Genomic DNA, 13,218 nt, shown 5'->3' on the forward strand with positions numbered 1-13,218 from the left:
GCCGCCCTGGTCACTCGGTACGCGAGCTGAGGCAGTGGAAGCGAGGGCCCTCAGGCGATATTCTTCAGCGCCTCGCGCACGGTCAGCGGTGCGAACCGGCTCCGCTCGCGTGCCAGAAAGCCGCGTACGGCCTCGGCATCGGTCTTGGCGTACTCGCGCAGGCACCAGCCGATGGCCTTGCGGACGAAGAAGTCGGGGTGGCCGGACTGGAGCAGGCAGTAGGCGAACAGCCGGTCGGTGTCGGTGCGTTCCTTGTAGCGGAGCTGGTGCAGCAGGGCCGTACGCGCCACCCAGAGGTCGTCGTCGGTGATCCAGGCGTCCATGTCGGCCGTGAGCCCGGGGTCGGCCGCGACCAGGGCGCCGACGACGTGCGCGGCGAGCAGATCGACGGTGTCCCACCAGGAGACGGTGGTGATGAGGTACCGGGCTACAGGCAGGAACGCGGAGGTACAGCGGGCCGCGTGGCGGCGCAGGTAGTCCACGGCGAAGTAGTGGTACTCGCGCTCGGGCAGCAGCCAGCAGCGCAGGGCGATCGCGGTGCAGTCGGCCTCGTCCGGCCGGGGTGTGCCGGCCAGCACGGTGCGGGACAGGGTGCGCCGGTCCGGGGTCGGGATCCCGAGGAAGGGCGCCACGTCCTTCATGTACGCCCGCATCGCCGCGGCCCTTGCGGGATCGGCCGCTGCGGCGTACGTGGCGGTCAGCCGCTCCAGCACGGTGTCGGCGAGGGCGCTGGGCGGCACGTCCGGCGGGGCCGCGCCTGTGACGGTCACGGGACGAACGATACGGCGATCACCCGGTCACAGGCCGTCCTGCCCCGCGATGATCAGGCGGTAGCCGTAGTCCACCTCGTCCTGTACCTACGCAGCCCCTTGGGCGATCAGCTGTCAACGTAGGGGCCTCGAACACCACTTGGCCGCATGGCTAGATTGAGCCGGTGGAGACGACACATCGGCCCGCAGCTCGGGTCATCTGCCTGGACGCCGCCCAGCGCGTACTCCTGCTGCGCTGGCGCGACCCGTTCGACGGAACATGGCTGTGGGAACCGCCCGGTGGCGGCATGGACCCCGGTGAGACACCGCTGGAGGCGGCACGGCGCGAACTGGCCGAGGAGACCGGACTTGACCCGGCCGCGGTCACCGACCGGTCCGTGACCGTCGAACGAGACGTGCGGTGGAACGGCAAGCGTTACACAGGCTCGGAGCAGTTCTTCCTGGCCCGTTTCGCCGAGGAACAGCCGACGCTCGCGAGGACCGGCCTGCTCCCTGACGAACAGATCAACCTCGACACCCACGCCTGGATCGCCGCGCCGGACCTGGCCTCGCTCCCTGACCGCCTGGAGCCGCCCCAGCTGCTGACCGTGCTCGAAGCGCTGGTACCGGAGGGCCCCTGGCGGACCTGAAGCCTGTCGAGAAGGAGCAGGACGGTGATGAGACGGACCACACGGCGATCACACGTATGCGTCGGTTAGTGTCGCCGGATGCTCGATGCCAACCGCTCTGGCACCGCCACGGCCTCTCCCCGGGCCGCCATGGAGCAGGCCGTCCCCGCGGCCGTTCCCGTCCCGCCCCTGCCCCGCTCGGGGTTCGCCGCCCGTTGCACGCGTGTGGTGCTGTCGCCGTACGCACGGCTGTCCCTGCTGCTCGCCCTGCTCGCGGGCGCCGCGTCCTGCGTGCTCGCGTTCGAGCCGCAGCGGCTGCTGGCACACGGCTGGCCGCCGCAGCTGGGCGGGGCCACGGCGGCCGTCGTGTTCGCGGTGGCGTACGGGCTGTGCACGGTGGCGTTCGTGCCGCGCCCCCTGCTGAACCTGGGGGCGGGCGCGCTGTTCGGCTCCCAGCTGGGGCTGGCGACGGCGCTGTCCGGCACGGTGCTCGGCGCCGGGGTCGCCTTCGGGCTCGGCCGGGTGCTGGGGCAGGACGCGCTGCGGCCGTTGCTGCGCGGCCGCTGGCTGAAGGCGGCCGACGGGCAGCTCAGCCGGCACGGGTTCCGTTCGATGCTGGCGGCGCGGCTCTTCCCGGGTGTGCCGTTCTGGGCGGCGAACTACTGTGCCGCCGTCTCCCGGATGGGCTGGCTGCCGTTCCTGCTGGCCACGGCGCTCGGCTCGATCCCGAACACGGCCGCCTACGCGGTCGCGGGCGCCCGCGCCTCGGCGCCGACGTCGCCCGCCTTCCTGATCGCGATGGCCTCCATCGCGGTACCGGCGCTCGCGGGCACGGTGGTGGCCTGGCGCAAGCGCCACCACCTGCGCGACCGGTGATCAGCTGTTGATCAGCCGGTGATCCTTCAGACCCCTTCCAGGATCATCGCGTTGGCGAGCCCGCCCGCCTCGCACATGGTCTGCAGGGCGTAGCGCGCGCCGCGTTCGCGCATGGCGTGGACCAGGGTGGTGGTCAGGCGGGTGCCGCTGGCGCCCAGCGGGTGGCCGAGGGCGATGGCACCGCCGTGCACGTTGACCTTGGCGAGGTCGGCGCCGGTCTCCTGCTGCCAGGACAGGACCACGCTGGAGAAGGCCTCGTTGATCTCGAACAGGTCGATGTCGGCCAGACTGAGCGAGGCACGGCGCAGCACCTTCTCCGTCGCCGGGATGACACCGGTGAGCATCAGCAGCGGGTCGGAGCCGGTGACGGCGAAGCTGTGCAGGCGGGCGATCGGGCGCAGGCCGAGGCGGGCCGCGGTCTCGCTGGAGGTGATCAGCACGGCGGAGGCGCCGTCGTTGACGGGGCTCGCGTTGCCCGCGGTGACGTTCCACTCGATCTGCGGGAAGCGCTCGGCGAAGCCGGGGTCGTAGTAGGCGGGCTTGAGGCCGCCGAGGATCTCCGGGGTGCTGCCGGGCCGTATGCACTCGTCGCGGGTGACGCCCTCCAGCGGCGCCACCTCGGCGTCGAACAGGCCGGCCTCCCACGCGGCGGCGGCCTTGTGGTGCGAGGAGACCGCGAACTCGTCCATCCGCGCGCGCGTGAGGGACCACTTGGCGGCGATGAGTTCGGCGCTGATCCCCTGCGGGAGCAGGCCCTCCGGGTAGCGCTCGGCCACGCCCGGACCGAAGGGGTCCTTGCCGGCCGGCACGTTGGACCACATCGGCACCCGGCTCATCGACTCCACTCCGCAGGCGACGACGAGGTCGTAGGCGCCCGAGATGACGCCCTGCGCGGCGAAGTGCACGGCCTGCTGGGAGGAGCCGCACTGCCGGTCCACGGTGGTCGCCGGGACCGTCTCCGGGAATCCGGCCGCGAGGACGGCGTACCGGGTGGTGTTCATGGCCTGCTCGCCGACCTGGTCGACGGTGCCGCCGATGACGTCGTCGATCAGCGCCGGGTCGACGCCGGAGCGCTCGACCAGGGTGCGCAGGGTGTGCGCGAGGAGCTGCACGGGGTGGACGTGGGCGAGGGAGCCGTTCGGCTTGCCCTTGCCGATGGGGGTGCGTACGGCTTCGACGATGACTGCGTCTCGCATGGTGCGGGCCTCCTTGGCCGCCTGGCTACCCGTAGGGAGCTACCAGTGAGTAGGAAATCCAAACTCACGATAACTCCGTAGGTTGGAAAATCAAACCCTCCTCTAGACTGGCCACCATGGCCGCCACGAAAGACCCGCGCCCCTGCTCCATCGCCGACGCCCTCGCCCTGGTCGGCGAGAAGTACTCCCTGCTCGTCCTGCGCGAGGTGTGTCTGGGCAACGGCCGCTTCGACCAGCTCGTGCGCAACATCGGCGCCCCGCGCGACATCCTGGCCACCCGGCTGCGCCGGCTCGTGGACGCGGGAATCCTCACCAAGCGTGCCTACAGCGAGCGCCCGCAGCGCTTCGAGTACCGGCCCACACCGGCCGGGCTGGAGCTGGAGCCGGTCCTGATGACCCTCAAGGAGTGGGGCGACCGCCACCTGCGCAAGGGCGCCGACCTCCCCATGGTCATCGAGCACAGCTGCGGCAACGAACTGGTGCCCCAGATCACCTGCCGGGCCTGCGGCGAGCCCGTCCACCACGACGACCTGACGGCCCACCCGCAGGCCCCGGGCTGGACGGTCACCGGTCCGACGGCCGCCTAGGCCGTCGTACCCGACCGGATCGGGCACAGGATGTCGGGTCCGCCAGGGTGAGTCCTTCCTAACGTGAGTGATCGAAAGGGAAGGAGGCCGGGGTGCTGGAGCGGCTGAACCAGGCCATGGAGCACATCGAGTGCCACCTCGATCAGCGGATCGAGGGGGCCGACCTCGCGCGGATCGTGGTGACTTCGGAGTACCACTTACGGCGGCTGTTCTCCGCGCTGGCGGGGATGCCGCTGTCGGAGTACATCCGGCGCAGGCGGCTCACGATCGCCGGCGCCGAGGTGCTGGCCGGGGATCGGACGCTGCTGGAGATCGCGGTGCGGTACGGCTACACGTCGGGGGAGGCGTTCGCGCGTGCGTTCCGCGTCATGCACGGCGTCCGTCCCGGCGAGGCCAGACGGTCCGGTGCGAGTCTGCAGTCCCAGCCACGGCTGTCCTTCCGCCTCACCGTCGAAGGGAGTAGCAGTATGCGATACCGGGTCGTGGAGAAGGACGAGTTCCGTGTGGTCGGCAGGAAGGCGCGCGTTCCGCTCGTGCACGAGGGGGTGAACCCTGCCATTGCCGACTTCATCCGGGGCATCGGGCAGGAGACGCTGCAGCGCATGCGGAGTCTGTCCGATCAGGAGCCGCAGGGGATCGTCGGGGTGAGTGAGAACCTCGACCCGAGTCGGGCGGAGGGGACCGAACTCGACTACTACCACGGGGTGGTGACCCGCGCCGCCGCGCCCCAGGACATGGATGCGCTCACCGTGCCGGCCGGGACCTGGGCCGTCTTCCAGAGCTCCGGGCCGTTCCCGCAGGCGCTCCAGTACCTCTGGCGGGACGTGTTCACGCAGTGGTTCCCGTCCAATCCGTACCGGAGCCGGCCGGGACCGGAGATTCTGCGGACCCAGCTGTCGCAGGACGCCACTCAGGCGGATGCGGAGCTGTGGATCCCCGTGGAGCGGACTGCGTTCTGACCCATGAGCAAGGGGCGGGACGCATGCCGTCCCGCCCCTACGACCACGCCTGCGACCGGTACACGTCCAGCCGCCCGCACATCCCGAACTTCCCTTCCTCCGAAGGCTGTTCGGCCCGTACGGCGGCATCGGCGAGGTGGGAGACGTCGCCGCGTTCGAGGCGGGCCAGGTGGTCCCCGGTGGTCTCGGCGGCCGCGCGTGCCCCGTGCCGCCACCGCTCGCGCCACTGCGCCAGCCGGGGCCGTACGAGGGCTGCGGCGGCCCGGTGGAAGGCGGCCAGCTGCTCGGGGCCGGAAGCCTCGCACAGGGTGCGGTAGCCCTCCAGGGCGAGGTCACGGCGGGCGCGGGCGAGCCGCTCCCGCTCCTCCTCCGGTGCGTCGGCCGGGATCACGGTCGCGGCGGCGTACGTGTCCGGGTCGGTCAGGTACCGCGGGGGCAGGGTGAGCACCGCGTCGCCGGCCTCCGGCAGGCCGCTGTTCTGCATCAGGACAGTGATGCGCAGGTCGCCCTCGTTGACCAGCCGGTGGACGGTGCCCGGCGTGAACCAGGCGACCGTGCCCGCCTCCAGGGGCGTGACCCGGTACCCGGACACCGTCAGCGTCTGGACGGCACCGGTCCCGCCCGTGACCACGTACCCCTCCGAACAGGCCAGGTGCAGATGGGGGGTTCCGCCGTGCAGGCCGTCGGCGGCGGGCCAGTCGTAGACGCACAGGCGCGAGACGGCGACCCCTCCGGGCAGCCCGTCGTATCCGGTCACCACGGGTGCGCCTCCAGGTACTTGGCGATCTCCTCCCGCCCCCAGGCGCCGTCGGCGACGACGACGCGGTAGCGGCGGGTGAGGGTGTCGCCGGGGGCCAGCTCCAGCTCCTCGTGGAAGGCCCAGGACGGGGCGATGCCCGCGAAGGGGTCGTTGCGGACGAACCAGTGGGCGGGGTGGGTACCCCCGGCGCCCGAGTGATCGTTCTCCGGGGCGTGCGCGAAGACGACGGTGGCGTGCCCGTCGGTGCCGTCGTGCTCGCCGGACAGGGCCAGCCAGGGGCCCTGCGTGCCCATCAGCTCCGGGCCCTCCCCGTCGGGGCCGATGATCCGGCCGCCACGGAAGGCGCGCGGGCCGCGCCAGAACAGGCCGGTGTAGCCGGCCATCTCGCGTCCGGCGGTGGTCGGACTGCCGAAGCGCAGGGGCTCCTCGCGGCGGTTGGTCACCGCGGACGACCAGGTCAGCGCCCAGGAGCCGCAGGCCGGGTCGACGTCGTGCACCTCGACGCGGCGGGCCTCCTCGGCCCACAGCTGGCCGCCGTGCGGGTGCCAGGTCAGCCGTTCGGAGATGACGGCCCGGTCCTCGTCGGCGGCGATCACGTCGAAGCAGGCGTGCGCCATCGAGCCGACCCGCTCCGGGAGTTCGAGATAGCCCTCCCCATGGACGTATGTGTTGCCACCCCACAGGTTCGCCCCGGACAGATGCGAGGCCGTCAGGGACAGGCCCTTGTGCCAGCGGTGGTCGTTGGGCCGGTAGTCGGTGACGATGTCGCCCGCCAGGGTGCGCACCGGGTGGAGGTACGGCTTCGGCGCCTCCCAGGCCGCCTCCGGGCGGTAGACGTAGGCGAACAACTCGACGCCGGTGAGCGGTTCGGTCACCGTGATCCGGTCGCCGTGGGCGTGGACGAGGCGCAGTCCGCCGCTCATGCCGGGACCTCCTCGGTCGCCCCGGGCGCCCAGCCGGGCGCGTCACCGTGCAGGGCCGTGTAGTACGGGTCGCCGGGCCCGATCTCGCCGCGTCGTACGGTCGTGTCGGTGAACGCCGACCTGTACAGCGCGGTGATCAGCTCCAGGCTGGTGCGCCCGTCCGCCCCGCTGCTGCGCGGCCGCTCCCCCGCGCGCATGCTCACGACCAGCTCCCGCAGCTGGGCGAGGTGCGAGCTGGGCACGTCGGGCCCGAAGTCCCGCCAGGCGGCGACCTGTTCGGACGGCACGTCGGGGGCCGGGGTGATGCGCCAGTTGTCGTTGGCATGCCCGTAGAGGTGGGTCAGTTCGACGGTGGCGCGTTCGCAGTCGATGCGGATGCGGCTGACCTCGTCGGGGCTGAGCACGCTGTTGACGACGGTCGCCAGCGCGCCGTTCTCGAAGCGGACGAGCGCGGTGGAGACGTCCTCGGTCTCCACGTCGTGCACCAGCCGGCCGGCCATGGCCCGCACCTCGCTCCACGGCCCGAGCAGGTCGAGCAGCAGATCCATCTGGTGGATGCCGTGCCCCATGGCCGGGCCGCCGCCCTCGGTGTGCCAGCGGCCCCGCCAGGGCACGGCGTAGTAGGCGGTGTCCCGGTACCAGGTGGTCTGGCAGTGGGCCACCAGCGGGCGCCCCATCGCCCGCTCGGCGAGGAGCTGCCGCACATGCCGGGATCCGGAGCCGAAGCGGTGCTGGAAGACGATCGACGCGTACGGCCCGCCGTCGGTGCCCTCTTCCGCCTCGATCGCGTCGAAGTCGGCGAGCGAGGGCACCGGGGGCTTCTCGCACCACACCCAGGCCCCGGCGCGCAGCGCGGCCACCGTCTGTGCGCGGTGCAGCGTGGGCGGGGTGCCGATGGTGACCAGGTCGGGCCGCTGCTCGGCGAGCATCAGGTCGAGGTCCGTATAGGCGTGCGGGATGCGGGCCTCGGCGCAGAACGCCGCCACGGCGTCCTTGTCGATGTCGACGGCGGCCACGACCTCCGTCTCGCCCTCCTCGGCGAGTCGGGCGAGCGCGGGCAGATGCGATCCGCGCCCGATGGCGCCGGTGCCGATGACGGCGGCCCGGATGCGCCGGCCGGAGAAGGGGGATGTCGAGCGAGGCATGGGCGGGTTCAGCACTCCTCCGGGGACGGCGGCGGGCGCGGTGCGGCGGGTGCAGCAAGCGCTTTCTCCTGCGCTGCAACGTAAGCGGAGGCGCCGGGGCCGGTCAACACCCGGTGCCACCTGTGAACCTTCATGTCCCGCCGCTCACCCCCGGCCGACGGCGAACCCCTGTTCCCGGGCGGTCCGGGGAGCCCGATACGCTGCCCCAGTCACATGATCACCACATATCCCATCAGCGCTTGGACGTCGCACCTTCATGTCTTGGTTTGAATCCCTCGTCCTCGGACTCGTCCAGGGGCTGACCGAGTTCCTGCCCGTTTCCTCCAGCGCGCATCTGCGGCTGACCGCGGCCTTCTCGGGCTGGAAGGACCCCGGGGCGGCCTTCACCGCGATCACCCAGATCGGCACGGAGGCGGCGGTCCTGATCTACTTCCGCAAGGACATCGGGCGGATCATCTCGGCCTGGTTCCGGTCGCTGTTCGACAAGGCGATGCGGCACAACCACGACGCCCAGATGGGCTGGCTGGTGATCGTCGGCTCGATCCCGATCGGTGTGCTCGGTGTGACGCTCAAGGACCAGATCGAGGGTCCGTTCCGCGATCTGCGGATCACCGCGACCATGCTCGTCGTCGTCGGCGTGGTGATCGGCATCGCCGACCGCCTGGCGGCCCGTGACGAGACCGGGGGGCGGCACCGCGCGCCCAAGCAGCGCAAGACGCTGGAGAACCTCGGCGTCAAGGACGGCCTGATCTTCGGCCTCTGCCAGGCGTGCGCCCTCATCCCCGGCGTCTCCCGCTCCGGAGCGACCATCAGCGGCGGCCTGTTCATGGGCTACAAGCGCGAGGCGGCGGCCCGCTACTCCTTCCTCCTGGCCATCCCGGCGGTGCTGGCGTCCGGGCTGTTCGAGGTGAAGGACTCGGTGGGCAGCGGCGATGTCGACTGGGGCCCGACCCTGTTCGCGACGGTGATCGCGTTCGCGTCGGGTTACGCGGTGATCGCCTGGTTCATGAAGTGGATCTCCAACAAGAGTTTCATGCCCTTCGTCTGGTACCGCATCGCCCTCGGCATCGTCATCATCGCGCTGGTGACGACGGGCGCCCTGAGCCCCCACGCGGCGGAATCGGCGAGCTGACGGGCCCGGAAGCCCACCCCAGCTCCTAGGCACCCACCAGCGTTTCGGACATCTCCCGCGCGCAGGACGGGACGGACCTGAACGGGCCCCCTCCCACCTGCCCCCCCCACTCCCCCGAAGTGGCCATGGCCTGCGGATTCAGTGGCCGCGCGGGGGACGAACGGACCTGTCCGGAGGGGCAGTTCACCGCCACCCGCGACTTCTTCCGCCCGGCGGCCCGGCGGGGCATATGCCGTCTGGGCTGGCGCGACCGCGAACGCGGGCGTGATGACCGGTGACCAACCCCATACGTTCTGAGTAGCCGTGCGGTAGCGCAGTGTCAGTGCTTGCCCCTACGCTTGTCCGCATGTCCCCCGATTCCCTGCCCCCTGGTTCCGTGCGGTCTGCTGCCGAGGTGAACGAGCAGATCCGGGCGCTGTGGCTGCGTGCGGGCGGCACCCTGTCGGCCCAGGAGCGCGCGGAGTACGAGCTGTTGGTGGTCGAGTGGGCGGAGGCCATCCGCGAAGAAATCATCGAGGCGGCCTGAGACCGGAGTCCGGAGCCGGAGTCCGAATCCGGTGTCGGTGTCCGTGCAGGACCGACGACGCTACGCGCGCAGATGCGCGAGCACCTCGTCGGCCACCGCATACGGCCGCTCCTCCGGCAGCAGCTCCGCCGCCCGGTCCAGCTCGCCGGCCCGCACCAGCCCATGGATCTCCGTCGCCAGCGGTGTCACGTCCTCGATGCCGACGATCCACTCGTCCGCGTACCGGACGGCCGCCTCGCCCGCGAGGCCGAGCTGCAGCGAGCGGTGCGGCAGCGGGTTGAGGTGCAGGTCCCGCTCCGGGTCCCACTGGACGCGGGCCGGTGACTGCCTCAACTCCCGCTTCCAGGCCGCCTGGTTCTCGTGCAGGCCGGAGACGTAGTGCGACAGGCAGGAGTTCCGCAGGGCCCACTCGAAGCCGTCGCGGGCGATCTCGATGGCGAGGACCGTCTCCTGGCCCTCCTTCGTGCCCCAGCCGCAGCGGTACATCATCCACAGGAAGGACGGCTTGATCCAGGTCATCCGGTCCCGCTTCCAGGAGGCCGGAAAGCGGCCGGTGCGGGCCGCGGGGCCGCCGATCTCCGGGCGGTACGCCTGATAGACGGTGACCGTGGAATCCGTGTGGCGGGCCCGGATCCGGAACTTCGGCTCGGGTTCAACTACTTGTTCGACTGACTGATCGTTCACGAGGACAGGTTCGGTCGTCCGGCCTCCCTCGCACCACCGAATATTCGGCGCGCCTCTTGGCACCTGGCCCCCGGTGTCCAACACTTGGCCGATGACGCAGCGTGTGGAGCTAGCTACCGTGATGGACCGGCTGGCCGTGGACGAGTTGGTCACCGAGTACGCGGCGGCGGTGGACGACGGTGACTGGGCGGCGTACCGAGGGCTGTTCACGCCGGACGGGCGGGCCGACTACCGTTCCGCCGGCGGGATCGAGGGCGAGGCCGGCCGGGTGGCCGGGTGGCTCGCCGAGAGCCTGGACCTGTTCGGCATGCGGCAGCATCTGATCGTCAACCGGCGGCTGCGGTTCGGGATCCTGGAGCACGACACCGGAGACACCGCCCGGGTGCGGGCCGACTACGTCAATCCGATGCGCTTCGCCGACAACGGCGACTTCGGCGCCCCGGACCTCGTGTGCGGCGGCCGGTACGACTTCGGGCTGCTGCGCACGCGGGAGGGCTGGCGGCTGCGCGAGGTCGTCGTGCACGAGAAGTGGCGCCGGATGCCCGAGCGCAGCCCGGCGGCCCTGCCCGAGTGAGCCGCTGAGCCGCCTCGACGCCCTCTGTCGGAGATCGCTTGCGACGCGCACACTGGAGGCAGCCCTTGGTAGGGAGACTCCGTATGAGGACGTTCGACCGCTGGCTGACCTCTCCCTGGCGGCGCTCCGTCGTCGCCGCTCTCGCGGGCGCTCTGCCCGTGTTCGCGTTCCCGGCGCCCTCGCTGTGGTGGTTCGCGTACGTGGCTCTCGTCCCTTGGATCCTGCTGGTGCGCTCGGCGCCGACCGGGCGGCGGGCGGCGTACGACGGCTGGTGCGGCGGCTTCGGGTTGATGCTGGCCGTGCACCACTGGCTGCTGCCGAGCCTGCACGTGTTCCTGTTCCTGATAGCCGGGCTGCTGAGTCTGCTGTGGGTGCCCTGGGGCCTGCTGGTCCGCCGGTTCCTGGGCGGGACGCCGTCCCCGGGGCGGGGCGTGGCCGCGCTGCTGGTGCTGCCGTCGGCGTGGCTGGCGGTGGAGCTGGTCCGCTCCTGGCAGGGCCTCGGCGGGCCCTGGGGCATGCTCGGCTCCAGTCAGTGGCAGGTGGGCCCGGCGCTGCGGCTGGCCTCGGTGGGCGGGGTGTGGCTGCTCAGCTTCCTGGTGGTGGCGGTCAACGTCGCGGTCGCCATGCTGGTGGTCGTGCGCGAGTTCCGGGTACCCGCCCTCGCCTCGCTCCTCGCCACCGCCGCCGCCACCTCGGCGGCCTGGGTGTGGGCACCCCGCCCGGACATCGACGGGCGCGTCCGGATCGCCGTCGTACAGCCAGGCGTCATGGACGGCGGCGACCGGCGCTTCGACCACGAGGAGCAGCTGACCCGGCAGTTGGCCGGGCAGCACGTCGACCTGATCGTCTGGGGCGAGAGCAGCGTCGGCTTCGATCTGAGCCGTCGGCCCGACCTGGCGCGGCGGGTCGCGGCGCTGTCCCGGCAGACCGGTGCGGACATCCTGGTCAACGTGGACGCGCGCCGCTCGGACCGGCCCGGCATCTACAAGAGTTCGGTGCTCATCGGCCCGGACGGCCCGACCGGTGCCCGGTACGACAAGATGCGCCTCGTCCCGTTCGGGGAGTACGTCCCGGCCCGCTCGCTGCTCGGCTGGGCCACCTCCGTCGGCAAGGCGGCGGGCGAGGACCGGCGGCGCGGCACCGAACAGGTCGTGATGGACGTCGGGCACGGGCTGCGCATCGGCCCGATGATCTGCTTCGAGACCGCGTTCCCCGACATGAGCCGGCATCTCGCCCAGGACGGTGCCGACATCCTCCTCGGCCAGTCTGCGACCTCGACCTTCCAGCACAGCTGGGCCCCGGAGCAGCACGCCTCGCTGGCCGCGCTGCGCGCGGCCGAGACCGGCCGCCCGATGGTGCACGCCACCCTGACCGGCGTCTCCGCCGTCTACGGCCCGAGCGGGCAGCGCCTCGGCCCGTGGCTCGGGACCGGCGCGAGCACCGCCCGCGTGTACGAGGTGCCGCTCGCGCACGGCGTCACGCCGTACGTCCGCTACGGCGACTGGCCGGTGCACGCCGCGCTGCTGGTGCTGGCCGCGCTGTGCGGCACCGAGGGGGTACGGGCGCTCAGGCAGCGCCGGACGGGCCGAGAACCGCTCGTACGACCCGCTCGCACAGCTCATGGGTCGCCAGTGCGTCACGGGCGCTGAGCAGCTTGCCCGCACGCACCGCCTCCAGGAAGGCGAGGACCGCCTGTTCGATGCCGCGCTGGCGGGCCACCGGCACCCAGTCGCCGCGTCGGCGCACCGTCGGCTGCCCCTTGTGGTCGACGACCTCGGCGAGGTTGAGCACCTGCCGCTTGGTGTCCTGCCCGGAGACCTCCAGGATCTCCTCGGCCGAGCCGCTGAGCCGGTTCATCACGCCGAGCGCGGTGAAGCCGTCACCGGCGAGCTGGAGCACGACGTGGTGGAGCAGCCCGGCCTCGGTGCGGGCGCGGACGGTGACGTCGTCGACCGGGCCGGGCACCAGGAACCGCAGGGTGTCGACGACGTGGATGAAGTCGTCCAGGATCATCGAGCGCGGTTCCTCGGGCAGCCCGATCCGGTTCTTCTGCATGAGGATCAGTTCGCGCGGGTGGTCCTGGCACTGCGCGTACGCGGGGGCGTAGCGCCGGTTGAAGCCGACGAAGAGCGAGACGCCGCGTTCTTCGGCGAGGGCCACCAGCCGTTCGGAGTCCGCGAGTCGGTAGGCGAGGGGCTTGTCCACGTACGTGGGCACGCCCGCTTCGAGCAGCCGGGTGACGATCTCCGGGTGGGCGACGGTGGGCGCGTGCACGAAGGCCGCGTCGAGGCCCGCCGCCAGCAGGGAGTCCAGGGTCGTGTGCCGCCGGTCCCCGGGCAGGTGGAGCGAGTCCGCGACCCGGGTGAGGGTGTCGGGCGTGCGGGTCTGCAGGTGGAGGTCGACGTCCGGCTGGGCGCCCAGCACCGGCAGGTACGCCTTCTGTGCGATGTCCCCGAGACCGATGCAGCCGACCTTCAC

At 71.8% G+C, this 13,218-nt stretch carries 15 protein-coding genes; 8 read left to right on the forward strand and 7 right to left on the reverse strand.

The window, feature by feature from the left end; genetic code table 11:
• Positions 1 to 50 precede the first annotated feature (50 nt).
• Positions 51 to 770 carry a DNA alkylation repair protein gene (locus ACFYZZ_RS37785; protein WP_389186266.1) on the reverse strand — a complete coding sequence of 240 codons (720 nt, stop codon included), beginning with the start codon at positions 768 to 770 and terminating at the stop codon, positions 51 to 53.
• Positions 771 to 934: 164 nt separating this feature from the next.
• Between ACFYZZ_RS37785 and ACFYZZ_RS37790 the strand changes: the two genes are divergently transcribed.
• The gene (locus ACFYZZ_RS37790; protein WP_389186269.1) at positions 935 to 1,399 is read left to right on the forward strand and encodes an NUDIX hydrolase; all 465 of its coding nucleotides are present in this window, start codon (positions 935 to 937) and stop codon (positions 1,397 to 1,399) included.
• 78 nt (positions 1,400 to 1,477) lie between these two features.
• Complete coding sequence (locus tag ACFYZZ_RS37795) at positions 1,478 to 2,254, forward strand: TVP38/TMEM64 family protein (protein WP_389186271.1); 777 nt, start codon at positions 1,478 to 1,480, stop codon at positions 2,252 to 2,254.
• A gap of 26 nt (positions 2,255 to 2,280) precedes the next feature.
• Here the strand turns inward: ACFYZZ_RS37795 and ACFYZZ_RS37800 are convergent, their stop codons facing one another.
• Positions 2,281 to 3,450, reverse strand: coding sequence for a thiolase family protein (locus ACFYZZ_RS37800; RefSeq protein WP_389186274.1), 1,170 nt, complete (start codon positions 3,448 to 3,450; stop codon positions 2,281 to 2,283).
• Positions 3,451 to 3,566: 116 nt separating this feature from the next.
• Between ACFYZZ_RS37800 and ACFYZZ_RS37805 the strand changes: the two genes are divergently transcribed.
• Both ACFYZZ_RS37805 and ACFYZZ_RS37810 read left to right on the forward strand, forming a co-directional pair.
• Positions 3,567 to 4,037 carry a winged helix-turn-helix transcriptional regulator gene (locus ACFYZZ_RS37805; protein WP_389186277.1) on the forward strand — a complete coding sequence of 157 codons (471 nt, stop codon included), beginning with the start codon at positions 3,567 to 3,569 and terminating at the stop codon, positions 4,035 to 4,037.
• A gap of 92 nt (positions 4,038 to 4,129) precedes the next feature.
• Positions 4,130 to 4,996, forward strand: a complete 867-nt coding sequence (locus ACFYZZ_RS37810) for a GyrI-like domain-containing protein (RefSeq protein ID WP_389186279.1) — start codon at positions 4,130 to 4,132, stop codon at positions 4,994 to 4,996.
• Between the two features lie 37 nt (positions 4,997 to 5,033).
• Here ACFYZZ_RS37810 and ACFYZZ_RS37815 read toward each other — a convergent pair whose 3' ends face one another.
• Genes ACFYZZ_RS37815 through ACFYZZ_RS37825 form a run of 3 tightly spaced genes read right to left on the reverse strand, consistent with a single transcriptional unit; the run spans position 5,034 to position 7,824 of the window.
• Positions 5,034 to 5,756, reverse strand: coding sequence for a cupin domain-containing protein (locus tag ACFYZZ_RS37815; RefSeq protein ID WP_389186282.1), 723 nt, complete (start codon positions 5,754 to 5,756; stop codon positions 5,034 to 5,036).
• A complete protein-coding gene (locus ACFYZZ_RS37820) occupies positions 5,750 to 6,679 on the reverse strand; it encodes a PmoA family protein (protein ID WP_389186285.1) in 930 nt (309 codons plus the stop codon). The genes ACFYZZ_RS37815 and ACFYZZ_RS37820 overlap by 7 nt, the downstream gene beginning before the upstream one ends.
• Positions 6,676 to 7,824 (reverse strand): Gfo/Idh/MocA family protein, encoded by a 1,149-nt coding sequence (locus ACFYZZ_RS37825; RefSeq protein WP_389186288.1) that lies wholly within the window; start codon positions 7,822 to 7,824, stop codon positions 6,676 to 6,678. The genes ACFYZZ_RS37820 and ACFYZZ_RS37825 overlap by 4 nt, the downstream gene beginning before the upstream one ends.
• 256 nt (positions 7,825 to 8,080) lie before the next feature.
• Between ACFYZZ_RS37825 and ACFYZZ_RS37830 the strand changes: the two genes are divergently transcribed.
• Both ACFYZZ_RS37830 and ACFYZZ_RS37835 read left to right on the forward strand, forming a co-directional pair.
• On the forward strand, positions 8,081 to 8,956 hold the full coding sequence (locus ACFYZZ_RS37830; protein WP_386579732.1) for an undecaprenyl-diphosphate phosphatase: 876 nt from the start codon (positions 8,081 to 8,083) through the stop codon (positions 8,954 to 8,956).
• Positions 8,957 to 9,302: 346 nt separating this feature from the next.
• Entirely contained in the window at positions 9,303 to 9,482 is a 180-nt protein-coding gene (locus ACFYZZ_RS37835) for a hypothetical protein (RefSeq protein WP_386579730.1), read from the forward strand.
• Positions 9,483 to 9,542: 60 nt separating this feature from the next.
• Here the strand turns inward: ACFYZZ_RS37835 and ACFYZZ_RS37840 are convergent, their stop codons facing one another.
• On the reverse strand, positions 9,543 to 10,166 hold the full coding sequence (locus ACFYZZ_RS37840) for a DUF4291 domain-containing protein (RefSeq protein WP_389186293.1): 624 nt from the start codon (positions 10,164 to 10,166) through the stop codon (positions 9,543 to 9,545).
• 91 nt (positions 10,167 to 10,257) lie between these two features.
• Here ACFYZZ_RS37840 and ACFYZZ_RS37845 point away from each other — a divergent pair, with 91 nt between their 5' ends.
• Positions 10,258 to 10,740, forward strand: coding sequence for a nuclear transport factor 2 family protein (locus ACFYZZ_RS37845; protein WP_389186296.1), 483 nt, complete (start codon positions 10,258 to 10,260; stop codon positions 10,738 to 10,740).
• An 83-nt stretch (positions 10,741 to 10,823) separates the two neighbouring features.
• Positions 10,824 to 12,389: an apolipoprotein N-acyltransferase gene (gene lnt / locus ACFYZZ_RS37850; RefSeq protein ID WP_389186299.1), complete on the forward strand. Its 1,566-nt coding sequence runs from the start codon at positions 10,824 to 10,826 to the stop codon at positions 12,387 to 12,389.
• Here lnt and ACFYZZ_RS37855 read toward each other — a convergent pair.
• Positions 12,307 to 13,218, reverse strand: coding sequence for a Gfo/Idh/MocA family protein (locus ACFYZZ_RS37855; RefSeq protein WP_389186301.1), 912 nt, complete (start codon positions 13,216 to 13,218; stop codon positions 12,307 to 12,309). The two genes, lnt and ACFYZZ_RS37855, sit on opposite strands and share 83 nt — an antisense overlap.

Source organism: Streptomyces sp. NPDC001816, assembly GCF_042892235.1.
Lineage (GTDB): Bacteria > Actinomycetota > Actinomycetes > Streptomycetales > Streptomycetaceae > Streptomyces.